Annotated in this window: 22 protein-coding genes; 13 read left to right on the top strand and 9 right to left on the bottom strand. The window is 73.3% G+C overall.

The genetic code is table 11. From position 1 onward, the window contains the following. Nucleotide 1: 1 nt before the first annotated feature. From DEI86_RS08130 to DEI86_RS08120, 3 genes are read left to right on the top strand one after another with little or no spacing between them, the layout of a single operon-like run. On the top strand, nucleotides 2-1117 hold the full coding sequence (locus DEI86_RS08130; protein ID WP_111009514.1) for an adenosine deaminase: 1116 nt from the start codon (nucleotides 2-4) through the stop codon (nucleotides 1115-1117). Continuing rightward, nucleotides 1114-1566: a PTS sugar transporter subunit IIA gene (locus tag DEI86_RS08125; protein ID WP_111009515.1), complete on the top strand. Its 453-nt coding sequence runs from the start codon at nucleotides 1114-1116 to the stop codon at nucleotides 1564-1566. The genes DEI86_RS08130 and DEI86_RS08125 overlap by 4 nt, the downstream gene beginning before the upstream one ends. After that, nucleotides 1563-1835 (top strand): PTS sugar transporter subunit IIB, encoded by a 273-nt coding sequence (locus tag DEI86_RS08120; protein WP_111009516.1) that lies wholly within the window; start codon nucleotides 1563-1565, stop codon nucleotides 1833-1835. Before DEI86_RS08125 ends, DEI86_RS08120 begins: the two co-directional genes overlap by 4 nt. Nucleotides 1836-1930: 95 nt before the next feature. Here the strand turns inward: DEI86_RS08120 and DEI86_RS16290 are convergent, their stop codons facing one another. The 5 genes from DEI86_RS16290 to DEI86_RS08095 form a co-directional block, all read right to left on the bottom strand. Then, complete coding sequence (locus DEI86_RS16290; protein ID WP_146244887.1) at nucleotides 1931-2266, bottom strand: hypothetical protein; 336 nt, start codon at nucleotides 2264-2266, stop codon at nucleotides 1931-1933. Between the two features lie 805 nt (nucleotides 2267-3071). Further along, on the bottom strand, nucleotides 3072-4817 hold the full coding sequence (locus DEI86_RS08110; RefSeq protein WP_375342166.1) for a phospho-sugar mutase: 1746 nt from the start codon (nucleotides 4815-4817) through the stop codon (nucleotides 3072-3074). Continuing rightward, a complete protein-coding gene (locus DEI86_RS08105; RefSeq protein ID WP_111049261.1) occupies nucleotides 4814-5650 on the bottom strand; it encodes a purine-nucleoside phosphorylase in 837 nt (278 codons plus the stop codon). Before DEI86_RS08105 ends, DEI86_RS08110 begins: the two co-directional genes overlap by 4 nt. A gap of 98 nt (nucleotides 5651-5748) precedes the next feature. Next, nucleotides 5749-7518 carry a biotin carboxylase N-terminal domain-containing protein gene (locus DEI86_RS08100; RefSeq protein ID WP_111049260.1) on the bottom strand — a complete coding sequence of 590 codons (1770 nt, stop codon included), beginning with the start codon at nucleotides 7516-7518 and terminating at the stop codon, nucleotides 5749-5751. A gap of 96 nt (nucleotides 7519-7614) precedes the next feature. After that, entirely contained in the window at nucleotides 7615-8379 is a 765-nt protein-coding gene (locus tag DEI86_RS08095; RefSeq protein ID WP_111049259.1) for a nucleoside triphosphate pyrophosphatase, read from the bottom strand. 14 nt (nucleotides 8380-8393) lie between these two features. Between DEI86_RS08095 and DEI86_RS08090 the strand changes: the two genes are divergently transcribed. The 4 genes from DEI86_RS08090 (at nucleotide 8394) to DEI86_RS08075 (ending at nucleotide 12791) form a co-directional block, all read left to right on the top strand. Beyond that, nucleotides 8394-9641: a class I SAM-dependent RNA methyltransferase gene (locus DEI86_RS08090; RefSeq protein WP_111049258.1), complete on the top strand. Its 1248-nt coding sequence runs from the start codon at nucleotides 8394-8396 to the stop codon at nucleotides 9639-9641. A 144-nt stretch (nucleotides 9642-9785) separates the two neighbouring features. After that, nucleotides 9786-10466, top strand: a complete 681-nt coding sequence (locus DEI86_RS08085; RefSeq protein ID WP_258370166.1) for a response regulator transcription factor — start codon at nucleotides 9786-9788, stop codon at nucleotides 10464-10466. Next, a complete protein-coding gene (locus tag DEI86_RS08080; protein WP_111026199.1) occupies nucleotides 10456-11730 on the top strand; it encodes an ATP-binding protein in 1275 nt (424 codons plus the stop codon). The genes DEI86_RS08085 and DEI86_RS08080 overlap by 11 nt, the downstream gene beginning before the upstream one ends. After that, on the top strand, nucleotides 11727-12791 hold the full coding sequence (locus tag DEI86_RS08075; RefSeq protein ID WP_111036611.1) for a hypothetical protein: 1065 nt from the start codon (nucleotides 11727-11729) through the stop codon (nucleotides 12789-12791). Before DEI86_RS08080 ends, DEI86_RS08075 begins: the two co-directional genes overlap by 4 nt. A gap of 292 nt (nucleotides 12792-13083) precedes the next feature. Here DEI86_RS08075 and DEI86_RS08070 read toward each other — a convergent pair whose 3' ends face one another. Further along, nucleotides 13084-13347 carry an acyl-CoA carboxylase epsilon subunit gene (locus DEI86_RS08070; protein ID WP_111049257.1) on the bottom strand — a complete coding sequence of 88 codons (264 nt, stop codon included), beginning with the start codon at nucleotides 13345-13347 and terminating at the stop codon, nucleotides 13084-13086. Next, a complete protein-coding gene (locus tag DEI86_RS08065) occupies nucleotides 13344-14957 on the bottom strand; it encodes an acyl-CoA carboxylase subunit beta (RefSeq protein ID WP_181435168.1) in 1614 nt (537 codons plus the stop codon). Before DEI86_RS08065 ends, DEI86_RS08070 begins: the two co-directional genes overlap by 4 nt. Before the next feature lie 131 nt (nucleotides 14958-15088). Here DEI86_RS08065 and DEI86_RS08060 point away from each other — a divergent pair, with 131 nt between their 5' ends. The 3 genes from DEI86_RS08060 to DEI86_RS08050 all read left to right on the top strand — a co-directional run bounded on the left by DEI86_RS08060 (nucleotide 15089) and on the right by DEI86_RS08050 (nucleotide 17867). Next, the gene (locus DEI86_RS08060; protein WP_111049256.1) at nucleotides 15089-15880 is read left to right on the top strand and encodes a biotin--[acetyl-CoA-carboxylase] ligase; all 792 of its coding nucleotides are present in this window, start codon (nucleotides 15089-15091) and stop codon (nucleotides 15878-15880) included. A 4-nt stretch (nucleotides 15881-15884) separates the two neighbouring features. Then, entirely contained in the window at nucleotides 15885-16448 is a 564-nt protein-coding gene (locus DEI86_RS08055; protein WP_111071363.1) for a PH domain-containing protein, read from the top strand. Between the two features lie 111 nt (nucleotides 16449-16559). After that, nucleotides 16560-17867 carry a UDP-glucose/GDP-mannose dehydrogenase family protein gene (locus DEI86_RS08050; protein WP_111049255.1) on the top strand — a complete coding sequence of 436 codons (1308 nt, stop codon included), beginning with the start codon at nucleotides 16560-16562 and terminating at the stop codon, nucleotides 17865-17867. Nucleotides 17868-17915: 48 nt separating this feature from the next. Here the strand turns inward: DEI86_RS08050 and DEI86_RS08045 are convergent, their stop codons facing one another. Beyond that, the gene (locus DEI86_RS08045; protein ID WP_111013469.1) at nucleotides 17916-18653 is read right to left on the bottom strand and encodes a hypothetical protein; all 738 of its coding nucleotides are present in this window, start codon (nucleotides 18651-18653) and stop codon (nucleotides 17916-17918) included. A gap of 81 nt (nucleotides 18654-18734) precedes the next feature. Further along, nucleotides 18735-19214, bottom strand: a complete 480-nt coding sequence (locus DEI86_RS08040; RefSeq protein WP_111009529.1) for a GtrA family protein — start codon at nucleotides 19212-19214, stop codon at nucleotides 18735-18737. 62 nt (nucleotides 19215-19276) lie between these two features. On the opposite strand from DEI86_RS08040, the gene DEI86_RS08035 reads away from it, so the two are divergent. The 3 genes from DEI86_RS08035 to purE all read left to right on the top strand — a co-directional run bounded on the left by DEI86_RS08035 (nucleotide 19277) and on the right by purE (nucleotide 22998). Continuing rightward, a complete protein-coding gene (locus DEI86_RS08035) occupies nucleotides 19277-20461 on the top strand; it encodes a 5-(carboxyamino)imidazole ribonucleotide synthase (RefSeq protein WP_258376487.1) in 1185 nt (394 codons plus the stop codon). A gap of 200 nt (nucleotides 20462-20661) precedes the next feature. Then, entirely contained in the window at nucleotides 20662-22368 is a 1707-nt protein-coding gene (locus tag DEI86_RS08030; RefSeq protein ID WP_111049254.1) for a glycoside hydrolase family 6 protein, read from the top strand. Between the two features lie 162 nt (nucleotides 22369-22530). Then, the gene (gene purE, locus DEI86_RS08025; RefSeq protein WP_111009629.1) at nucleotides 22531-22998 is read left to right on the top strand and encodes a 5-(carboxyamino)imidazole ribonucleotide mutase; all 468 of its coding nucleotides are present in this window, start codon (nucleotides 22531-22533) and stop codon (nucleotides 22996-22998) included. Nucleotides 22999-23064: the final 66 nt, after the last annotated feature.

Here is a 23064-nt window from a genome sequence, read left to right as displayed (position 1 = left end):
CATGAGCGCCCCCGACCAGACCTACCGGCTCCCGGACGGCGGGGCGGTGATCAACGACCTGCCCAAGGTGTCCCTGCACGATCACCTCGACGGCGGCCTCCGCCCGACGACCATCGTCGAGCTCGCCGACGCGGCCGGAGTGTCCCTGCCGACGACCGACCCGGACGACCTCGGGCGCTGGTTCGCGGACCAGTCGAACTCCGGGTCGCTCGTCGAGTACCTCAAGACGTTCGACGTCACGACCGCCGTCATGCAGAGCCGCGAGGGACTGACGCGTGTCGCGCGGGACTTCGTCGAGGACCTCGTGGCCGACGGTGTCGTGTACGGCGAGGTGCGCTGGGCGCCCGAGCAGCACCTCCAGGGCGGTCTGACGCTCGACCAGACCGTCGAGGCGGTGCAGCAGGGCATCGAGGAAGCCGTGGACGCCGCTGGCGGGCGGATCCGCGTCGGGCAGCTCGTGACCGCGATGCGCCACGCCGACCGCGGGCTCGAGATCGCGGAACTCGCCGTGCGGCACCGTGACCACGGGGTCGTCGGCTTCGACATCGCGGGCGCCGAGGACGGCTTCCCCGCATCGCGGCACCGTGCGGCGTTCGACTACCTGGCGGCGCAGTTCATGCCCGTCACCGTGCACGCCGGCGAGGCGGCGGGGCTCGACTCCATCCGATCGGCGCTGCTCGACGGTCGTGCGCTGCGGCTCGGGCACGGCGTCCGCGTGTTCGAGGACGTCGAGATCACCGACGCCGACACCGACGGCTCGGCCCTCGCGGCCCTGGGCGAGATCGCGTCGTGGGTGCGGGACCGTGAGATCCCGCTCGAGGTGTCGCCGTCGTCGAACCTGCAGACCGGGGCGATCGCGGCCTGGGGCGACGACCTGGCGGACCACCCGTTCGACACGCTGTACCAGCTCGGGTTCCGGGTCACGGTCAACACCGACAACCGGCTCATGAGCGACACGTCGTTGTCGAAGGAGCTCGCGCTCCTCGCCGCGACGTTCGGGTACGACCTCGACGACCTCGCGGCGTTCCAGATCAACGCCGCGCTCGGAGCGTTCCTGCCCCTCGAGGACCGCGAGGAGATCATCGCGACGATCACCACGGGTCACGCCGAGGCATGACCGCCACGCTCCCGCCGCTCCCTGACAGCGCCGTCGTGATCCACGAGACGGCGGCGGACTGGCGCGCGGCCATCGGTCTCGCGGGCGGAGCGCTCGCGGCATCGGGAGCGACGGACCCCTCCTACGGCCGGTCGATGGTCGCCATGGTCGAGGAGCACGGCCCGTACATCGTGATCTCGCCCGGGCTGGCGTTGGCGCACGCCCGACCGGGTCCCGAGGTGCACCGCGACGGTCTCGCCGTGGTGACCCTGGCCGCACCGGTGGTCTTCGGGCATCCGCACAACGATCCCGTTCGGGTCGTGCTCGGGCTCGCCGTGGCGTCCGTCGGAGGGCATCTCGACTCCATCGGCGCCCTGGCCAACCTGTTCAACGACGCCTCCGTGACCGATCGGTTGGCGGCGGCGCAGAGCCCGGACGAGGTCCGGCAGATCATGGGGGTGACGGCATGAAGATCGTGACGATCTGCGGTGCGGGTATCGGTTCGAGCGGGATCCTCAAGGTCAACGCGGAGCGGGCGCTCGCCGACCTCGGGCTCGACGCCGACGTCGTCGCGGCCGACGTCGCCTCGGTGCGGGACGTCGCGGCTGACGCCCAGGTCATCCTGACGAGCGAGGAGTTCGTGGAGGCCATCGGACGGACCTACGCCGAGGTCATCGTCATCCGGAACCACTTCGACCAGCAGGAGATCTCGGCCGCGGTCGAGCGAGCGCTCGGCTGACCGCGGCCGGGTCGCTCCCGCTCGTCTGATCGCGATTGCACCGGCTCCTTCCGTTTGAACCCCCGCATGTCGCGGCTCGATCGGATGTCGGCGGTTCAACCGCGGCGCGCGCGGCCCCCCGACGGGAGCAATCCCATGCGTGCGAGGACGGCGGGTGCGGCTCCGCCGGGCATGATGTCGGCCCAGACGAAGCGCACGACCGCCCGGACACCCGGTACCGATCGGAGACGATCCTCGCGGCGCTTCTCCTCGATGACCACCTGCTCCGGTGTCCTCCCGGCACGCACCGTGGGCGAGCGGTACTTCACGAGGCCGTCGAACTCCACGATGACACCCTGGTCCGGGAACCAGAAGTCGACGATGCCGATCGTTCCGCGGGCGTCCGTGAACCGGGCCTGGAGGAGCGGAGTCGGGGCGCCGAGGTCGTGCATCAGCAGCCGAGTGGCGCTCTCTCCCGGTGATTCGGCCTCCGGGGCGGCCAACGCGACGAGATCCCCCGCTCTCCGGACAGCACGCGGAGTGGGTCGATCGTGGAGTTCTCGGGTCAGGTCCGCGGAGCGCACGCCGCGACGGAGGACTGCGTCCAGCACGATCAGCGATGAGCGTCGATCGGGCTCCAGCGCGATGTCCACAGCGGTGGCCGCGAGGGCCGTCACCGGCGCGCCACACCAGCGATCGATCGACACGACACGGCCGGCGGCGCCGACCTTGCGAACTCCCGTACGACGCTGTCCGGTCCGTCGCTCGGGGTCGAGGAACGTGACGACCGACGGGAACTCGCCGACCCACGGGAGCTCATGAACGGCGGCCGCCGACGCGTGCGAGATGATCAGCCGTTCGGCTACGGTCGGGAGGACCGCGCGGAGCCGAGCGCGATGCCGCGCGGCGGGTGTCGAGGCGCTCCACCCGGGCTCCGCGACGAAGCGGCCGGGAGCGAGGCGCACGGCTCTACCGCGCTCAACTGCTCGCAGCAGCCGTCGGCCGCGGTCGCCCGACGGATCAGCCGTGCCACCTTCGAGGATCTCGAGCTCGTCCATGTCGAGCAGTGTGGCGGGTAGCCGACCACCGGCTCCGAGGATGTTCGACTTCTGTGGACAACTGCCCGAGCGCCGGCTCGCTGGGACGGCGCGTTCGAGCGTGGAAGCAGACGTCGAACGCCCTTCGTCCGGTTGAACACGTCACTCGGGGTGTTCGACCGGAATGCTCCGGTTCATTCCGGCGGCAGGGGCCGGGGGACTAGGAGACGAGGGGGCGCACCGCGTCCGCGATCCGCTGCACGAGGACCGCCGCGGCGTCCGGGCCCTCGGAGGACACCGTGTCGATGTAGACCTTCACCTTCGGCTCCGTACCGCTCGGCCGCACGATCACCCGTGCGCCGCCGTCGAGGTCCCAGCGCAGGATGTCGGACGGCGGTAAACCCTCCACGCCGTCGCGGAAGTCAGTGACCTCGAGGACACGGATGCCGTCGAGATCGGTCGGCGGCGTCTCCCGGAGCGCGGACATCACCTGTCCGATGCGGTCGAGGTCGTCGACACGGACGGACACCTGCCCCGAGCCAGCGGCACCGAACGTGTCGGCGAACTCCTGCAACCGGTCGGCGATGGTACGGCCACGAGCGGCGAGTTCGGTGGCCAGACCCAGGAGCACGACCGCCGCCGAGATGCCGTCCTTGTCACGGATGACCTGCGGGTCGACGAGGTACCCGAGGGCTTCCTCGTACCCGAAGACGAGGCCCGGGACCCTGGAGACCCACTTGAAGCCGGTCAGGGTGTCGCGGTAGTCCAGGCCGTACCGCTCCGCCACGTGCCGGAGTGCGGGGGAACTCACGATGCTGGCGGCGAGGGTCGGCCTGGTGCCCTCGTCCACGGCGTCACCCGTCGCCCGCCCAGCTCGACCCTGAGCAGCCTGCTCCGCCGCACGCCAGCCGAGCAGCCATCCGACCTCGTTGCCCGAGAGCCGCCGGAAGGACCGGGAGCCGTCGTCGGCGGGAACGGGGATCGCGAGCGCCAGGCGGTCGGCGTCCGGGTCGTTGGCGACGACGAGATCGGCGTCGAGCTCGACACCGCGCGCCAGCGCCAGGTCCATGGCCCCCGGCTCCTCCGGGTTCGGGAAGGCCACGGTGGGGAACGCCCCGTCGGGCTCGATCTGCTCGGGGACGACGTCGGGCTCGGCGAACCCGGCAGCCGCGAGCACCTGGCGGGCGGTGGCCCAGCCGACGCCGTGCATGGCCGTGTAGACGACGCGCGGCTGCTCCTGCGGCGGCAGGGCGGGTGCGTCGACGAGACCGGCGGTGGCGGCGACGTACGCGTCGACGACCTCGGTGCCCTGGATCGCGTAGGCATCGCTGCGGGCGAGGTCACGGATGTCGCCCGCGGCGACGGCGTCGATGGCCTGGGCGATCTCGGCGTCGACGGGTGGGACGATCTGGGAGCCGTGGTCGCCCTGGCCGAGGTACACCTTGTAGCCGTTGTCCCGCGGCGGGTTGTGGCTCGCGGTCACCATCACTCCGGCGCCGACGTCGAGGTGCCGCACGGCGAACGCGAGCACGGGCGTCGGCAGGGCCTCGGACAGCAGCGTGACCTCGATGCCGAGCCCCGCCAGGACCTCGGCGGAGTCGCGGGCGAACACGTCGGAGTTGACGCGGCCGTCGTAGCCGATGACGACACTGCGGACGCGCCCGGAGTCGATGAGGAAGCGTCCGAGTCCCGCCGCGGCCTGGGTGACGAGCACGCGGTTCATCCGGGTCGGTCCGGCGCCGAGCTCGCCCCGGAGGCCGGCCGTGCCGAACGCGAGGCGTGACCCGAAACGGTCCGCGAGCGGCGCCCAGTCGTCGTCGTCGCGCGCAGCACGGAGCAGCGCGTCGAGTTCGGCGCGGGTCTCGTCGTCGGGGTCCTGGTCGAGCCAGCGCGTCGCGGCATCGAGCAGGGCTGCGCGTGTCGACTCGTCGTCCGGGTCGTGCGCGCCGGACACCGTGCCGCTCACAGTGCCGCCACGACCCGGGCGAGCAGGTCGGCGATCACGGGCTCGGCGTCCTTGCCGGCTTGCAGGACCTCGGCGTGCGAGAGGGGTTCCTTCTGGATCCCGGCGGCCAGGTTCGTGATGAGCGAGAAGCCGAGGACCTCCATGCCGGCCTGCCGCGCGGCGATGGCCTCGAGCGCGGTGGACATGCCGACGATGTCACCGCCGATCGTCCGGGCCATCCGCACCTCGGCCCAGGTCTCGTACTGCGGCCCGCGGAACTGCGTGTACACGCCCTCGTCGAGCGTCGGGTCGATCTCCTTCGCGACGGCGCGGAGCCGTGCGGAGTACAGGTCGGTCAGGTCGACGAAGGTCGCGCCCTCGAGCGGGCTGTCCGCGGTGAGGTTGATGTGGTCGCTGATGAGGACGGGCGTGCCGGGCTTCCAGTGCTCCTTGATGCCGCCCGCGCCGTTCGTGAGCACCATGATCGACGCGCCGGTCGCGGCAGCGGTGCGGACGCTGTGCACGACCCGGCGGACGCCGTGGCCTTCGTAGTAGTGCGTCCGAGCGCCGATGACGAGCGCGTGCCGCCCGTCAGACATCCGCACGGATCGCAGCGTTCCGGTGTGTCCGACGACCGCGGAGGCGCTGAACCCGGGGACCTCGGTGGCGGGGACCTCGGACACGGTCTCGCCGAGGAGGTCCGCGGCCTTCGCCCAACCGCTCCCGAGGGTCAGGGCGATGTCGTGGTGCTCGATGCCCGAGCGGTCCGCGATCACGGCGGCGGCGTCACGGGCGACCTCGAACGGGTCGACCGCGGGGTCGTTCAGGGGGTTCTCGCTGGTCGTGGTGGCCATGCCGACAACTCTAGATGCGCCTCGCCCGCGCGCTCGTCGACGGCCCCTGCGTGTGGAGCCGCGCCGCGCCTCCCGGCGTGTGGAGGACCAGGGCCGCGCTACGCGAGCTCGAGCAGCACGTGTCCCGAGGACACGGTCTGCCCGACGGGCGCGTTCACGGCGCGCACGACGCCGTCGCGGTGCGCCTGCACGGGCTGCTCCATCTTCATGGCCTCGAGCACGACGAGCAGATCGCCCTTGACGACCTCCTGGCCCTCCTCGACGGCGAGCTTGACGACGGTCGCCTGCATCGGCGAGGTGACGCTCGCGCCGGACGGACCACCGGCGCCGCCGCCCCGGACCGTGGAGGTGCGGCGCTTCGGGGGAGCGGTCCGGTGCCGGGGGGACGCCGCGACGCCGACGACGCTCGGCATCGTGACCTCGATCCGCTTGCCCGCGACCTCGACGACGACCCGTTCGCGCGCCGGCGGCTCGGGGAGCGCCTCGGGCTCGCCCGACCACGCGGAGATCTCGTTGACGAAGTCGGTCTCGATCCAGCGGGTGTACACGCTGAACGGTGCGTCGTCGGCGGTGGCGAACGCCGGGTCCTCCACGACGGCGCGGTGGAACGGCAGGACGGTCGGGAGGCCCGTGACCTCGAACTCGGCCAGCGCACGACGCGAACGCTCCAACGCCTCGGCGCGCGACGCCCCGGTGACGACGAGCTTGGCGAGCAGCGAGTCGAACGCACCGGTGACGACGTCGCCGGAGACGACGCCGGAGTCGACGCGGACGCCGGGACCGGACGGGGCGTGGAACACGTGGACCGGGCCGGGCGCGGGGAAGAAGTTGCGGCCGGGGTCCTCGCCGTTGATGCGGAACTCGAACGAGTGCCCACGGGCCTCCGGGTCCGGGTAGTCGAGCGTGCCGCCCTCGGCGATGCGGAACTGCTCGCGGACCAGGTCGATGCCGGTGACCTCCTCGGACACCGTGTGCTCGACCTGCAGGCGCGTGTTCACCTCGAGGAACGAGACGGTGCCGTCCCGACCGACCAGGAACTCGCAGGTGCCCGCGCCGAGGTAGCCGACCTCGCGCAGGATGGCCTTCGAAGAGGTGTACAGCTGCTCGGTCTGCTCCGGCGTCAGGTACGGTGCCGGGGCCTCCTCGACGAGCTTCTGGTGGCGGCGCTGCAGCGAGCAGTCACGCGTCGACACGACGACGACGTTGCCCTCGGCGTCGGCCAGGCACTGGGTCTCGACGTGGCGCGGTTCGTCGAGGTACTTCTCGACGAAGCACTCGCCGCGTCCGAACGCCGCCACGGCCTCGCGGGTGGCGGAGTCGAACAGCTCGGGGATCTCCTCGCGGGTCCGGGCGACCTTGAGGCCACGACCGCCGCCGCCGAACGCCGCCTTGATGGCGACGGGCAGGCCGACCTCGTCCGCGAAGGCCACGACCTCGGAGACGTCCTGGACCGGCTCGATGGTGCCGGGTGCGAGCGGCGCGCCGACCGCCTCCGCCACGTGACGGGCGGACACCTTGTCGCCGAGCCGCTCGATGGCCTCGGGCGACGGGCCGATCCACACGAGTCCGGCGTCGATCACCGCGCGGGCGAAGTCCGCGTTCTCGGCGAGGAACCCGTACCCGGGGTGCACGGCGTCGGCACCGGAGCGTCGGGCGACGGAGACGATCTTGTCGATGACGAGGTAGGTGTCGGCGCTCGTCGTCCCGTTCAGCGCGTAGGCCTCGTCGGCGAGGCGGGCGTGCAGGGCGTCACGGTCCTGGTCGGCGTAGACGGCGACCGAGGCCTTGCCCGCGTCACGTGCCGCTCGGATGATCCGGACCGCGATCTCGCCACGGTTCGCGATGAGGACCTTGCTGATACGGGGCATGAGAACTCAGCGTATTCGCGCCCCGGGTGCCCCCATTGACCGGCATGCACAAAGAAGGCGTGGTCCGGCCGTGCGGTTGCTACAACGCCCTCCGGGTCAGGCGGTGGCCCACAGATCGTGCCAGGCGATGCCGAAGCCGTGGCGGAGCATCGACCGCAGCATGGGCAGCGACAGTCCGACGACCGCGCTCGGGGCACCGTCGATCCGGGTGATGTACGCGGCGGCGGCGCCGTCGATCGTGAACGCGCCCGCGACCTCGAGCGGCTCGCCGGTCGCCACGTACGCCGCCACCTCGTCGGGGTCGACGTCGTCGGCGAAGGTGAGCCGCGCACCGTCCACCGCCACGACGGTGTCACCCTCGATCCGCATGCCGGGAGGGACGGCACCGGCCCGGCCCGCCGGTCCCGCATGCGCACCGGTCGCGTGGTCGTCGGCGGTCGTCGACGCGGCCGTACCGGAGCCTCCCGGCCGGTCCCGTCGGCGGTCGACGACGCAGTGGCCGGACCACAGGGTGCCGCCGCCGGCCGCGAGCATCCCGCGCCACCGCTCGCGCGCGACGACCGGGTCGTGGGGTTTGCCGTACAGGTGGCCGTCGACCTCGAACGTGGAGTCGCCTCCGAGGACGACACCGTCCACGGGGGAGCCGGCGATCGACCGGTCCGCGACGGCGCGGGCCTTCGCGACGGCGAGCAGCGACACGAGCTCGGGGCCCGTGAGTGCCCGACCGAGGCGCTGTGCCTCGGCGGCGGCGGTGGACTCCTCGTCGACGCCGGGCGCCACGAGGACGGGCTCGATCCCCGACTGGGCCAGGAGGGCCCGCCGTGCCGGGGAGGTGCTCGCGAGGTACAGGCGGGTGCGCATGCGACCATCGTTCCATGGGTGACCAGGTCGGAACGCTGCTCGAACTCGACGTCACCGGGATCGCGCACGGCGGGATCACGGTGGCGCGGCACGAGGGACGCGTCGTGTTCGTGACCGACGCGATCCCGGGCGAGCGGGTCGTCGCCCGGGTGGGTGAGGACCGGAAGAAGTCGTTCTGGCGCGCGGACACCGTCGAGGTGCTCGCGCCGTCACCGCACCGTCGTCCGCACGTCTGGGAGGCCGCCGCGATCGAGCGCGATCCCGCCGAGCGGGCCGGTGGTGCCGAGTTCGGACACATCGCACTCGAGCACCAGCGGGCCCTGAAGCAGCAGGTCCTCGTCGAGGCGTTCGCGCGGTTCGCGCACCTCGACCTGCCCGACGTCGAGGTCGTCGCCGCGCCCGGGGACGACGCCGCGGACGGTCTCGGCTGGCGGACCCGCGTCCGGCTGCACGTCGACGAGGACGGCACGCCCGGCCCCTTCGCCGCGCGCTCGCACCACGTCGTCGCGGTGCACGACCTGCCGCTCGCGGCGGCCGCCGTCGCGGCGGCCGCACCGCTCGGCGCGAGGACCATGCCGGGCGCGGCCGTGGTCGACGTCCTGGCCCCGTCGGAGGGGTCGGGCGAGGGTCGGCTCGTCATCGACGCGCAGGCACCCACCGTCGTGCACGAACGGGTCGGCGAGCGGGTGTTCGCCGTCGACGACACGGGGTTCTGGCAGGTGCACCGTGCCGCACCCCGGGTCCTGACCGACGCCGTCCGGCGCGCCGTGGATCCGGACCGGCTCGACCCCCAGGGCCACCACCTCGACCTGTACGGCGGCGTCGGGCTGCTCGCGGCGGCGCTCGGTGACCTCGTCGGAGGTGGATACCGCGTCACGAGCGTCGAGAGCGCCGCGGCCGCGACCGAGCACGCCCAGGAGAACCTCGCCGAATGGGTCGGAGCGCGTGCCGAGACGGGGCGCGTCGACCGCTGGCTGCGGCGCACGCTGGACACCGTCGGGCGGACCGAGCGGGACCGGTTCGCCGCCGGCACCGTCGTGCTCGACCCGCCGCGGGCCGGGGCCGGGAGGGACGTGGTCGAGTCCGTCGCCGCGCTCGCGCCCGCCCAGGTCGTGTACGTCGCGTGCGACCCCGTCGCGCTGGCGCGCGACGTCGGCACGTTCGCCGAGCTCGGGTACCGGCTGGACGACGTCCGCGGGCACGACCTGTTCCCGCACACGCACCACGTCGAGGCCGTGGCGCGGCTCGTCCCCGAGACCTGACGCCGTCCTCGCCGTCCCCCGAACCGCGGACCGGAACCGAGCCCGATGCTGGTGGCGGCCTGAGTACGATGGTGACGGCGAGCGGAACAGGGGCCGCGCGCCGGAAGCGAGGCGACCGTGGCACCAGGAACGACGTCCACCAGCGTGGACCACACGAGCACGACGACCAGGCCGGTCCGGGTCGCGATCGTCGACGACCACGAGTCCGTCCGGCTCGGCATCCAGGCCGCGTGCCAGGCCGAGGGCTACGAGGTCGTGCTCACCGCCGCGGGCGTCCCGGAGTACGTCGAGGCCCTCGCCGGGCGCGAGGTCGACGTCGTCGTGCTCGACCTGTCCCTCGGCGACGGCTCGACCGTGACCGAGAACGTCAAGCACGTCCAGGGCACGGGGGCCGCCGTCCTCGTGCACAGCATCGCCGACCGCGTCGCGAGCGTCCGAGAGGCCCTCGCCGCCGGTGCCGCCGGGGTCATCCCGAAGTCCTCCGCGACGAAGACCGTCATGGCCGCGGTCGCGACCGTCGCGCGCGGGGACGTCCTCAACAACCTCGAGTGGGCGAGCGCCATCGACGCCGACCGCGACTTCGCCAAGGCCCAGCTCGGGCGTCGCGAACGCGAGATCCTGCACCTGTACGCGTCCGGGCTGCCGCTCAAGCTCGCCGCCCAGCAGCTCGGCATCGGCTACTCCACCGCGCGCGAGTACCTGGACCGCATCCGCGTGAAGTACGTCGAGGTCGGACGCCCGGCCCCGACCAAGGTCGATCTGCTGCGCCGTGCGGTCGAGGACGGCATCCTGCCGGGACTCGACGCGGACGGCGATGGTCGCTGACGCCGCACCGCCGGTCGCGGCGGACCCGAGCCGGAGCATCCGGCCGGCCATCACCGCGACCACCCTCGAGCGGGCCATCGCGGTCATGCTCGCCGCGGCGGCCCTCGGGTTCGGCGCGGTCACCGTCCCGCCGGTGCTCCAGCAGCTCCCGTCGCTCGACCCCGTGTGGGGACTCGTCGTGGCGCTCGTCGTCTGCGCCTCGATCGTGTTCGTCGGGGCGACGGCCGTCGTCCGCCGGCTCGCGCGGACCGCGCAGATCGTCGTCGCGGTCGTGTTCCTCGTCGCGCTCGTCACCTGGCCGTTGACGGTGCCGGGGAGCCTCCCGCAGGCGCAGGTGCCCTGGCTCTGGTGGTTGTGCAACGTCGCGACGATCGCAGCCGCCATCGCGTTCCGCACGTGGCAGATCGCAGCCGTCTACAACGTCCTCGTGCCCGTCGCCTACGTCGTCGTCCGGATGACCCCATCGGGCGGCGCCGTCTCGCTGCCCCGCGCCGTGCTCGACGGCGTGTACGTCATGATCCTCGGGGGCGCGGCCCTCGTGCTCATCGTCGTGATCCGCCGTGCCGCCGCCGCCGTCGACGCCGCGCAGGCGACCGCGGTGCAGCGCTACGCCCGGGCCATGCGCGAACACGCCATCGAGCTCGAGCGGGTGCAGGTCGACGCCATCGTGCACGACAGCGTGCTCACCACCCTGCTCTCGGCGGCGCGCGCCGACACCCCCGAGGCGAAGACCCTCGCGGCGACGATGGCGCGGAACGCGATCGCCCACCTCGACGCGGCGGCCGCGCGGGGCGGCCCCGCCGTGGTGCCGCCGGTGCCGTTCTCCGCGGTCCGGTCCCGCGTGGTGGAGACCGTCGGGGCGCTCGCCGCCCCCGTGGACGTCCGCTCCCAGGACGTCGACGACCGCGACCTGCCGGCGTCGGTCGCCGAGGCCCTCGCCGCCGCGACCCTGCAGGCCGCGGTGAACAGCGTGCAACACGCGGGCGACGACGCCGTCCGTCGGTGGGTCACGCTCATCGGGATCGGCGCCGCCGGCGTGCGCATCGAGATCGGCGACGACGGCGCCGGGTTCGATCCGGGGACCGTGCCGGCCGAGCGGCTCGGCGTGCGTCGGTCCATCATCGAGCGCGTCGGGGTCGCCGGCGGGGAGGCGCGGCTCGTCAGCGCGCCCGGTCGCGGCACCCGCGTCGTGCTCACCTGGGCGCCCGCGGCCGCGCCCGCGTCCGTCCCGGTCGAGGCGGCTCCGTCGCGGGGTGGACGATGAGGGCCTCCCTCCCCGCCGGCGTCGCCACCGCGCTCGCCGCGATCTTCTCGCTGTACCACCTGGTGCTCGCCGTGACGTCCTTGTCCGAGGTCCGGGACGTCCAGCCGGTCATCGCGTGCATGGTCCTCTACGTCGCCGCCACCGCTGCCGCCCTCGTCACGACGGACGGCACGCTCCCGGTGTGGTCGGCCTGCTTCGCGCTCGCCACGTCGGTCGTGATGCCGCTCGTCATCGCGCCGGAGGTCCCCCCGGCCTCGGTCGGCACCGGGTACGCGACCTGGTACGTCGCGGCCGTCGGGACGCTCATGGTTATCCTCGTCGTCCGCCAGCGCACGGCGTTCGCGTGGATCGGCGTCGGGTTCCTCGCGCTCCACTCGGTGCTGTGGGCGGGACCCGGCGGGCTGGCGTCGCTCGGGGTGATCGGGAGCCTGTCGTGGGTGGCCATCGCGTCGGCGTTCGTCGCCGCGATGAACGGTGCGACCCGCGTGCTCCGCGACTTCGTCCGGGCCGAGCAGGAGACCGTCGACTGGCAGGCGGCACAGGACGCCCACGTGCACGAGCGGCAGTTCCGGCTCGAGCAGACGACCCGCATGGCGCTGCCGATGCTCCAGCGGATCATCGCCACCTGCGGGGACCTGTCCGCCGAGGAGCGACTCGAGTCCGTCAACCTCGAGGGCGCCATCCGCGACGAGATCCGGGGGCGGAGCCTGCTCTCGGACGAGGTCCGGCACGAGGTCATGGCGCTCCGGCGCGCCGGTGCCACCGTCCAGCTCCTCGACGAGGGTGGTCTCGACGAACTCGAGGACGAGGACCGCGCGCGCGTCCACGCGGAGCTGGCGCGGGGCCTCCGGGCTGCCGCGGGTGCCGACACCGTGGTGATCCGCACCGTTCCCGGGGGATCGGACACCGCCGTCACGGTCGTCGGACTCCGCCTGGACGGCGACGCGAGCGAGTCCGCGGCGCTCGGAGCCGGTCTCGACGACGAGGACGGCGACGAGGACGACTCCGTCGTGCTGTGGCTCGAGATCCCACGGCACCTCGACCCGCGCCCGGCCGGCTGAGGGACGGCGTCCCGCGACGCTCACGCGCCTCGTTGAACGACGAAGCGGGCCGGTGGTCCACCAGCCCGCTCGTCGAAGGGAACGAGTCAGAGCGACAACCCGAATGTCGCTCTGACTCGACGGGAGCGACGCCGAACCCGAATCGGTCGTCGCTCGGCGATGTTCCTCGAAGAGGCACATCGAACACATCGATGATGACACGGCCGCGGTCCCGGGACAGTCGTCATTTCGGGGGACATTCCTGGATGTCGTACCCCGGAATGTCGCGACGTGGCCGCGGCGGTGCCCGGGATCAGCGGAGCGAGCGGGACCAGGTTCCGGCGGCACCCGACGGCATCGTCCGCGGAGAGCGGCTGGCGGCCTCCCACCCGGCGCGGGGGTCGACCGACACCACGGTGCGGCCGCGCGCCGCTGCGGCGTCGGCGGCAGCGCGGAGCACGGCCGTGACGGCCGCGATGTCCTCGGGTGTCGGCGACCCCGCGACCACCGAGAGGTCGATCCCGTCGGCGCTCCCCGGGCCTCCCGGCCGGTCCGACGCGCTCGCGTCGGCGCTCACAGCGGGATGTTCCCGTGCTTCTTGGGCGGGAGGGCCGCACGTTTGCCGCGGAGGGCGCGCAGGGCCTTGACCACGGCGACCCGCGTCGCGTGCGGCTGGATGATCCCGTCGAGCTCGCCGCGCTCGGCGGCCAGGTAGGGGCTCGCCACGTTGTACGTGTACTCGTTGGCGAGCTGCGCCCGGACCGCGGCGACGTCCTCGCCGGCCTCCTCGGCGCGCTTGATGTCGCTCCGGTAGAGGATGTTGACGGCGCCCTGGCCGCCCATCACGGCGATCTCGGCCGTCGGCCACGCCAGGTTGATGTCGGCGCCGAGCTGCTTGGAGCCCATGACGATGTAGGCCCCGCCGTACGCCTTGCGCGTGATGACCGTGACGAGCGGCACCGTGGCCTCGGCGTAGGCGTACAGGAGCTTCGCGCCGCGCCGGATCACGCCCGTCCACTCCTGGTCGGTGCCCGGCAGGTACCCCGGGACGTCCACGAGCGTGAGGATCGGGATGGAGAACGCGTCGCAGAACCGGACGAAGCGGGCCGCCTTCTCGCCGGCGTCGATGTTCAGGGTCCCCGCCATCGCCTGCGGCTGGTTCGCGATCACGCCGACCGTGCGTCCCTCGACGCGACCGAACCCGATGACGATGTTCGGTGCGAAGAGCGGCTGGACCTCGAGGAAGTCGCCGTCGTCCACGACGTGGTCGATGATCGTCATGACGTCGTACGGCTGGTTCGTCGAGTCCGGGATGACGACGTCGAGCTCCCGGTCCGCGTCGGTGGTCTCGAGCTCGACCGCGGTGTCGTAGGCCGGGGCGTCGGACAGGTTGTTGTCCGGCAGGAACCCGACCAGCGAGCGGGCGTAGTCGAGTGCGTCCTGTTCGTCCTCGGCGAGGTAGTGCGACACCCCGGACACCGCGTTGTGGGTCTGCGCGCCGCCGAGTTCCTCGAACCCGACGTCCTCGCCGGTGACGGTCTTGATGACGTCCGGTCCGGTGACGAACATGTGGCTCGTCTTGTCGACCATGATCACGAAGTCCGTGAGGGCGGGGGAGTACACCGCGCCCCCCGCGGCCGGACCCATGACGATGGAGATCTGGGGGATGACGCCGGACGCGGCGGTGTTCCGGCGGAAGATCTCGCCGTACTTGCCGAGTGCGACGACGCCCTCTTGGATGCGCGCGCCACCGGAGTCGAGGATCCCGATGATCGGGACACCCGTCTTGAGCGCCAGGTCCATGACCTTGACGATCTTCTCGCCCGCGACCTCGCCGAGTGATCCGCCGAAGACCGTGAAGTCCTGCGCGTACACGGCGACCTGCCGGCCGTGGATCGTGCCCGTACCCGTGACGACCGCGTCGCCGTAGGGGCGCTTGGCGTCCATGCCGAAGGCGGAGGTGCGGTGCCGCACGAACTCGTCGAGCTCGACGAACGAGCCCTCGTCGAGGAGCGCCGCGATGCGCTCGCGGGCGGTCATCTTGCCCTTGGCGTGCTGCTTGGCGATCGCGGCCTCGCCTGCGGCGGTCACGGCCTCGTGGTACCGCACCCGGAGGTCGGCGAGGCGCCCGGCGGTGGTCGACAGGTCCGGCGCGTCCACGCCGTTGGGGGACTCGGGGGTGCTCACCCGATCACCCTACCGGCCGGTCGAGCGCCGTCCGTTGGAGGGTCCCCACGGTTCCTGGGGGTCGGAGTGCACGGTGTCATGCAACCGGCGGACGTGCTCCCGGCGGGGGCGCGACCCGTACATTGGCTCGCATGTCGTTCGAACGATCCCGTGCCGCCGGGGTGCCGCTCACGGTCGTGGCGTCGACGGGGTCGACGAACGCGGATCTCCTCGCCACCGCGCCGGTGACCGATCACCTCGCCGCGCTGGCCACACTCGACCAGACGGCCGGGCGCGGGCGGCTCGACCGCGTGTGGACGGCGCCGCCCGGTCGCACGCTCGCGGTCAGCGTGCTCGTCCGTGCCGACCTCGACCCGGTGGCGCGGGGCTGGCTGCCGCTCGTGGCCGGCGTGGCGATGCGGGACGCGGTCGCGCCGCTCGTCACGGCGACCGCGGTCGCCGTGAAGTGGCCGAACGACGTGCTCGTCGACGACCGGAAGCTGTGCGGGATCCTCGCCCAGGTCGCCGCGGACGGGTCCGTCGTCGTGGGCGCGGGCGTGAACCTCACCCTGACCGAGGACGACCTGCCCACACCCGTCGCGACGTCGCTCGCGCTCGCCGGTGCGCGTGGGGGCGCCGACGACCTCGCCGACGTCGTGCTGGCCGGCTTCTGGACGCGGTTCCGGGAGGCCGTGTCCGGTCTGTCCGCGGACCTGCCCGCCGTGCGCGCCCGGGTCCGTGCGGCGTGCGGAACCATCGGACGCGAGGTGCGCGTCGAGCTCCCGGACGGATCCGTGCTCGAGGGGACCGCGACGGACCTCGACGACGAGGGGCGTCTGGTCGTCGAGGGGCCCGGCACTGCGTCCACGCCGGGAGCAGGCCGTGCATCCGGTGCCGTCACGGCGATCGCCGTGGGCGATGTGACGCACCTGCGGTATGCATGACGCCATGCCCGACGAGGACGGACCCAGCGAGCGCGTCGTCGCCCGGATCCGGCCCTCCGGGCGCCAGTTGGTCCGGCCCGTCGTCGCGCTCCTCGTCGCGGCCGCGGGCTACGGCTCCGGTCACGGCGTGTTCCACGCGCAGTGGGCGTGGGTCGACCTCGTCGTGTCGGTGGCGGCGCTCGTGGTGCTCGTGCTCGGGGCGCTCGTGCCGTTCCTCCGCTGGTTGTCGACGCGGTTCGTCGTCACCACGCACCGACTCGTCGCGCACGAGGGGGTCCTCATGCGGCACCGCACCGAGGTGGTGCTGACGCCAGCGCTCGTCGTGTCCGTGCACCGCTCGATCGGGCAGCGGCTCTGCGGATCCGGGGACGTGGTCGTGCAGGGGGCGTCGGACCGTCCGGTGCTGTTCTGGGACGTGCCGGGTGTCGCGCTCGTGGCGGCCGCCGTGCAGGAGCTCGCCGGCCGTGCCGCACCGCCGCCCGCCGCGCACGCCACCGGTCCGACGTGGGAGGAGATCCTCCGCGGCCCCGGGTCCGACGACGTCGGACCCGGAGGCGCTCGGTCGTGACGCGCCGGTGATCCGGGGTCCGGGCCCACGGGGACACCGGGGGTGGGGCGCTGGGTGAGGCCCCGGTGCGTCCGGCCGCTCGGCGTCGGCGCGCTCCGGTAAGTTCGTCGGGTGCGCATCTCAGTGATCGGCTGTGGGTACCTCGGTGCCGTCCACGCCGTCTCCATGGCCAAGCTCGGACACGAGGTCGTCGGCGTCGACGTCGATCCCGTCAAGATCGCGGCGCTGTCCCGCGGTGAGGCACCGTTCTTCGAGCCGGGACTCCCCGAGATCCTCAGCGAGGCCCTCGCGACCGGCCGCATCCGGTTCACGACGGAGATCGCGGACGTCGCGGGGTCCGAGGTGCACTTCCTCGCCGTGGGGACCCCACAGGGTGCCGACGGAGCGGCCGACCTCCGGTACGTCGACGCGGCGGTGGCCGCACTGCTGCCGCACGTCGGTGCCGGACAGCTCGTCGTCGGCAAGTCGACCGTGCCGGTCGGCACGGCGGCGCGCCTGGCGGAGGACCTCGCCGTGGCCGAACCCGACGCGACGCTCGTCTGGAACCCCGAGTTCCTGCGCGAGGGCTTCGCCGTGCAGGACACGATCAGCCCGGACCGGATCGTGTACGGCGTGCCGGACGGGGTCGAGGGTGAGCGCGCGGTCGAGGTGCTCGACGACGTCTACGCCGCGGCCCTCGCCGCGGGGACGCCCCGACTCGTGGTCGATCGCGCGACGGCCGAACTCGTGAAGGTGAGCGCGAACGCGTTCCTCGCGACGAAGATCTCGTTCATCAACGCGATGGCCGAGATCGCCGAGGTCACCGGCGCCGACGTCACCGCCCTCGCCGACGCCATCGGGCTCGACGCCCGCATCGGCCGGCGGTTCCTCAACGCGGGCCTCGGGTTCGGGGGCGGGTGCCTGCCGAAGGACATCCGTGCCTTCCGTGCCCGGTCGATCGAACTCGGCCTGCCGCACACGCTCGACTTCCTCGAGGACGTCGACGCCGTCAACCTGCGGCGTCGCGACCGCCTCGTGGACGTCGCGACGGAGCTCCTCGGCGGTGACGTCCAGGGCCGCCGCGTCGCGGTGCTCGGTCTGGCGTTCAAGCCCGACTCGGACGACGTGCGCGACTCCCCGGCGCTCGACATCGCGGCACGACTGCGGGCGGCGGGGGCCGTGGTCGTGGCCTTCGACCCCGAGGCCGTCCACACCTCGCAGCGCGTCCATCCCGAACTCACCTACGCCGAGAGCGCCGCCGAGGCCCTCGGCGGTGCCGACGTCGTCCTCGTGCTGACCGAGTGGCAGGAGTTCCGGGACCTCGAGCCGGCCGCGGTCGGTGCCCTCGTGGCGGCCAAGGCGATCGTCGACGGCCGCAACTGCCTCGATCCGCAGGCCTGGCGGCAGGCGGGGTTCACGTACCGCGGCATGGGGCGCTGACCGGAGTCCGACGCTCCACCGGCCGCCCGGTCCGCGCCCGCCCGTCCGTCAGGCCGTCGAGACGACGCTGCCGGTCGTCGCGTCGACGACGACCGTGTGGGTGGTGCCGCCGGCACTGACGAGCACGGTCCACCGGTGCGACGATCCGGCGGCGCCGAGGCGGAGGGACGTCACCCTGCCGCCGTCGACCGCGGCGGTCGCCGTCGTGGCGGCGTGGGCGACGTCGACGCGTGCCGCCGTCGCCGCGGCGGCGTCCGCGGCCTGCGTCGCGGCGTCCACCTGCTTCGGGAAGGGGCCGCTGATCACCCGTTCCGTCGTCCCCGAGACGACCGACTGCGTCTCGGCCCCGCCGGTCCCCACGACGAGCACGGTCCAGCCGTCGGCACCGGACTTCGAGAACGCGATGACGGTGCCACCACCGGCGGCCGTGACGCCCTGCGCGGCGATCCCGGCGACGTCGACCGGCGCTGTCGTCCCGGTGCCGGCCCCGCCCGAGGACGACGACCCGCCGGAGCCGGACCCGCCGGCACCCGCGGTCGCTCCCGGGGCGGCTGACGCCGGTCCCGATGGCGCGCCGCTGCTGATCGGGGCAGCACCCGCCGTCGCACCCGTCGCGGTGGTGGCGTCGCCGGTCGGGTGGGGCGTCGCGCTCGCGCCGTGCGCGGTCCGTGTCGGTGTCGGGTCGCCGCCGCCGCTGCACCCCGTGAGGGCGAGGGCCACGCCGACCCCGAGTGACACGACGACGGGCAGCGGGACGAGACCGCCCCGACGGCGAGAACCTGGCATGGACCCGATCCTGGCAGGTGGCCCCCACCCGACCCGGCAACGGCCGGGAGGGTCGTGGAACGCGCCGACGACGGCTCGCGGTCAGGGCGTTGTGTCGGCTGCGACCGCGGGGACGCTGCGGTCCTGCGTGTCCAGGGTGCGGTCCGGGTGGTACACCCACACCTTGTACAGCCAGAACCGGAAGGCCGTACCGAGCACGAGGCCGATCACGTTCGACGAGATGTTGTCCGCGAGCGCGGAGTGGTAGCCGAGGACGTAGTGCGAGATCCAGAGGCACCCGAGGGAGATGAGCATGCCGCCGAGTGACACGACGACGAACTCGATGCCCTCACGCACGGCCACGGAACGGCGCTGGTGCCGGAACGTCCAGTAGCGGTTCCCGACCCAGTTCACGAGGATCGCCACCGTGGTCGAGATGAGCTTGGCGAAGAAGGGACCGGCGTGCACGTGCTCGGGGGCGAGGACGGTGAGGCGGAGGAGGTTGAACAGGCCGGTGTCGACCACGAACCCGACTGCTCCGACGATGCCGAAGCGCGCGAGCTGTGCGAAGAGACGCCGCACGGGCCCTCCCGGTTCCGTAGAGTTGTGGCCGGCGGATGCGAGAACGGCCGCCGCGAGTCTAGATGACGCGCTGGGATCGGTCCCGGTCGTCGTGGAGGGAACACACGGACATGGCGTTGCGCGTCGGCGTGATCGGTGGCGGACAGCTGGCCCGGATGATGGTGCCCCCGGCCGTGGAACTCGGCCTCGACATCCGGGTGCTCGCGGAGCAGCCGGGCATGGCGGCCTCGATCGCCGCGACGGCCACGGGTGACTACCACGACGCCGCGACCGTGCTCGCCTTCGCGCGCGAGGTCGACGTCGTGACGTTCGACCACGAGCACGTGCCCCAGGACGTGCTGGCCGCGCTCGTCGACGCCGGCGTGGCCGTGCGTCCCGGCCCCGCCGCCCTCGCCGTGGCGCAGGACAAGATCGTCATGCGCACACGGCTGTCGTCGCTCGGGTTGCCCGTGCCCGACTGGGCCGCCGTGCACGACGCGGCCGAACTGGGCGCCTTCCTCGACGCCCACGGCGGCCGCGCGGTCGTCAAGACCGCCCGTGGCGGGTACGACGGCAAGGGCGTCCGCGTCGTGACGGCGTCCGACCAGGCCGACGACTGGTTCACCGCCCTGGCCGAGACCGCCTCGGGTGACGCGTTGCTCGTCGAGGAGCTCGTCGCCTTCACGCGGGAGTTGGCGCAGTCCGTGGCGCGGCGTCCCTCGGGCGAGGTCGTCCCGTGGCCCCTCGTCGAGACCGTCCAGCGCAACGGCGTGTGCGCCGAGGTCATCGCGCCGGCGCCGGGCAGCGCGGGGCGGATCGCGGACACGACCGAGGACATCGCCGTCCGCATCGCCGAGGAGCTCGACGTCACGGGCGTGCTCGCGGTCGAGCTGTTCGAGACCGACGATGAGCGGATCCTCATCAACGAACTCGCGATGCGGCCGCACAACACCGGGCACTGGTCCATCGACGGCGCCACGACGAGCCAGTTCGAGCAGCACCTCCGCGCGGTCCTCGACCTGCCGCTCGGAGCGCCGGGCATGCACGCGCCCACCGCGGCCATGGTGAACGTGCTCGGCGGCCCGGCCGACGGCGACCTCGCGTCGCGCTACCCCGCCGCACTCGCCGAGTTCCCGGAGGCGAAGTACCACTTCTACGGCAAGGCGCCGCGGCCCGGGCGGAAGATCGGCCACGTCACGGTCACGGGCGACGACGTCGACGACGTCGTGTTCCGTGCCCGGGCGGCCGCAGCGCACTTCGACGACTGACGGGCGGCCGCGCGACGGCCCGGCGCCGTCCCTCCCGACCGGCGCCGTCCCCCGATGGGGGATCCCCCGGACTGGGCGGTGCACAGGGGTGACCACTGCTGTTGTCATGGACAACAGCCAGTCACGTGTGCTCCCGACGCACGTTCCACCCCGTGCGTCCCCGACGCACGACCGCGCCCACCACGCCGTCAGGAACGTCCATGCTCCGCTCTCTCTGCGCCGCGACCGCCGGGATCGTCGCGGCCGCCGCCGCGGTCGTCTCGATCGCCGTCGTGCCCGTGTCCGCGGCGTCCGCCGCGTCGGGCACACCCCTCACCGCCGCCACGGTCCACAGCGCCGCGTCGAGCGGCGTCTTCGCCGGCGGACCGTACCGCGAGCCCACGAGCCAGGCGGCCCAGGCGGCCAGCAGCCTCGCGGCGGCGGGCGACAGCAGCGGGGCCGCGGCCGCCCGCGCCATCGCGCAGTACCCGGTCGCGATCTGGCTGGGCGAGTGGTACTCGAACGCGCAGCTCGTCGACCTCCTCACCTCGACGGAGGCCGCGGCGGCCGGGGCGGGCGCGACGCCCGTCTACGTCACCTACGCGATCCCGAACCGCGACTGCGGCGGCTACTCGTCCGGCGGCATGACCGCGACGCAGTACACGCGGTGGGTGGACCTCATCGCATCGACCCTGCGGGGGAAGCGAGCGGCCGTGATGGTCGAGCCGGACTCCCTCGCGATGCTGAGCAGCTGCCCCGACGAGGCGACGAGCCGGTACGCGCTCCTGTCGCACGAGGTCAGCGCCTTCACCGCCGCGGGGGTCCCGGCGTACCTCGACGGGGGGAACTCGAACTGGGTCCCCCCGGCCACCATGGCGCAGCGCCTCCGTTCCGCGGGTGTCGCCGATGCGCGCGGCTTCTTCAGCAACGTCGCGAACTACTACCCGACCGCGCAGGAGCAGGCCTACGACCAGCAGGTCTCCGCGGCGACGGGCGGCGCCCACTACGTCATCGACACGTCACGCAACGGGCAGGGCTGGCGGGGCACCTGGTGCAACGGGCCCGGAGCCGGACTCGGCGCGGCCCCGCGCGTCGTCGATGACGGCACGGCGCTCGACGCCCTCCTGTGGGTGAAGACCCCCGGCGCGAGCGACGGTTCCTGTGGCGGTGCGCCCGCCGCGGGGGAGTGGTACCCGAGCTACGCCCGGGCCCTCGTCGCGAACGCCGTGCTGGACGCGAACGGCACCGTGAGCGCGAGCTCCGGCAACGGCGGCACGACCGCGCCCGCGGGATCCGCCCCGAAGGGGTCGTTCGACCGCGCCACCGCGGTCACGGCCGGTGTCACCGTCCAGGGATGGGCGTTCGATCCCGACGCGACCCGAACGCCCCTGTCCGTCCGGATCACCGTCGACGGCGCGGCGACCACGATCACCGCGAACGTCACCCGGCCCGACGTCGCGCGCGCCTACGGCGTCACGGCCGCGCACGGGTTCTCCGCCACCGTCCCGGCGACGAGCGGGAAGCACGCGGTCTGCGCGAGCGCGGCCGGGGTCGCGGGCGGCGGCGACAGCAGCCTCGGATGCAGGACCGTGACCGTCCCGTCCGTCAGCCCGAAGGGGTCCTTCGACTCGGCGACCGGCGCGGCCGGTGGCATCCGGGTGGCCGGATGGGCGTTCGACGGCGACCAGACCGGGACCGCCCTCACCGTCCGGGCCGCCATCGGGTCGACGACGACCACGTTCACGGCCGACACGACGCGGAAGGACGTCGCGCGGGTGTACGGCGCGGGGGCGTCCCACGGCTTCACCGCACTCGTCCCCGCGGCGGCCGGGTCGCGGAGGGTCTGCCTGACGGCGGTGAGCGTCGGCGGTGGCGCCGACACGAGTCTCGGGTGCAAGACCGTCACGGTGCCGAACACGAGCCGGTAGGCCCACCGACCGCGGTGGCCGGTGTGCCGGCGCGGCCATCTCGACGCGCGGACGGACGGACGAACGGACGGACGGATCGCGGCCGGGTGCCCGGTCCCGCGCCGGTAACATCGACCCGTGACCGACACCACCGCACCGCCGTCCCCGCTCGTCGCGATCGTCATGGGATCCGACTCGGACTGGCCGACGATGCGCGCGGCCGCCGAGATCCTGACCGAGCTCGGCATCCCGTTCGAGGCGGACGTCGTCTCCGCCCACCGCACGCCCGACAAGATGATGCGGTTCGGTCGGGAGGCCGCCGGTCGCGGCATCCAGGTCGTCATCGCCGGCGCGGGTGGTGCGGCGCACCTCCCCGGCATGCTCGCGGCCGTGACGACGCTGCCCGTCATCGGCGTTCCCGTGCAGCTCGCGCGGCTCGACGGCCTCGACTCACTGCTGTCGATCGTGCAGATGCCCGCGGGAGTACCCGTGGCGACCGTCTCGATCAACGGCGCGGCCAACGCTGGGCTCCTCGCGGCCCGCATCATCGGCTCCGCCGACGCCGCCGTCTCCGCGCGTCTGGCCGACTACGCCGCGGGACTCGAGGACCTCGTCGAGCAGAAGGCGGCGGCGCTCCGCGCGCAGCTCTGAGGGGTGCCGGGCCGACCACGGCGTCCCGGGCGGCGCGGCGAGGCCGGTGACGGGCCTCCCGCGCGT

Origin of the sequence: Curtobacterium sp. MCBD17_028, from assembly GCF_003234875.1 — a bacterium.
Classification (GTDB): Bacteria; Actinomycetota; Actinomycetes; order Actinomycetales; family Microbacteriaceae; genus Curtobacterium.
This window is presented reverse-complemented; position numbering and strand designations above follow the sequence as displayed.

Excerpts from the sequence above, each read along its gene's own strand:
- DEI86_RS08105 (WP_111049261.1), bottom strand. The coding sequence starts at position 5,650 with ATGGCCACCACGACCAGCGAGAACCCCCTGAACGACCCCGCGGTCGAC.
- DEI86_RS08030 (WP_111049254.1), top strand. The coding sequence starts at position 20,662 with ATGCTCCGCTCTCTCTGCGCCGCGACCGCCGGGATCGTCGCGGCCGCC.
- DEI86_RS08075 (WP_111036611.1), top strand. The coding sequence starts at position 11,727 with ATGAGGGCCTCCCTCCCCGCCGGCGTCGCCACCGCGCTCGCCGCGATC.
- DEI86_RS08120 (WP_111009516.1), top strand. The coding sequence starts at position 1,563 with ATGAAGATCGTGACGATCTGCGGTGCGGGTATCGGTTCGAGCGGGATC.
- DEI86_RS08080 (WP_111026199.1), top strand. The coding sequence starts at position 10,456 with ATGGTCGCTGACGCCGCACCGCCGGTCGCGGCGGACCCGAGCCGGAGC.
- purE (WP_111009629.1), top strand. The coding sequence starts at position 22,531 with ATGGGATCCGACTCGGACTGGCCGACGATGCGCGCGGCCGCCGAGATC.
- DEI86_RS08090 (WP_111049258.1), top strand. The coding sequence starts at position 8,394 with ATGGGTGACCAGGTCGGAACGCTGCTCGAACTCGACGTCACCGGGATC.
- DEI86_RS08035 (WP_258376487.1), top strand. The coding sequence starts at position 19,277 with ATGACGCGCTGGGATCGGTCCCGGTCGTCGTGGAGGGAACACACGGAC.
- DEI86_RS16290 (WP_146244887.1), bottom strand. The coding sequence starts at position 2,266 with ATGCACGACCTCGGCGCCCCGACTCCGCTCCTCCAGGCCCGGTTCACG.
- DEI86_RS08045 (WP_111013469.1), bottom strand. The coding sequence starts at position 18,653 with ATGCCAGGTTCTCGCCGTCGGGGCGGTCTCGTCCCGCTGCCCGTCGTC.
- DEI86_RS08060 (WP_111049256.1), top strand. The coding sequence starts at position 15,089 with ATGTCGTTCGAACGATCCCGTGCCGCCGGGGTGCCGCTCACGGTCGTG.
- DEI86_RS08130 (WP_111009514.1), top strand. The coding sequence starts at position 2 with ATGAGCGCCCCCGACCAGACCTACCGGCTCCCGGACGGCGGGGCGGTG.
- DEI86_RS08125 (WP_111009515.1), top strand. The coding sequence starts at position 1,114 with ATGACCGCCACGCTCCCGCCGCTCCCTGACAGCGCCGTCGTGATCCAC.
- DEI86_RS08095 (WP_111049259.1), bottom strand. The coding sequence starts at position 8,379 with ATGCGCACCCGCCTGTACCTCGCGAGCACCTCCCCGGCACGGCGGGCC.
- DEI86_RS08055 (WP_111071363.1), top strand. The coding sequence starts at position 15,885 with ATGCCCGACGAGGACGGACCCAGCGAGCGCGTCGTCGCCCGGATCCGG.
- DEI86_RS08100 (WP_111049260.1), bottom strand. The coding sequence starts at position 7,518 with ATGCCCCGTATCAGCAAGGTCCTCATCGCGAACCGTGGCGAGATCGCG.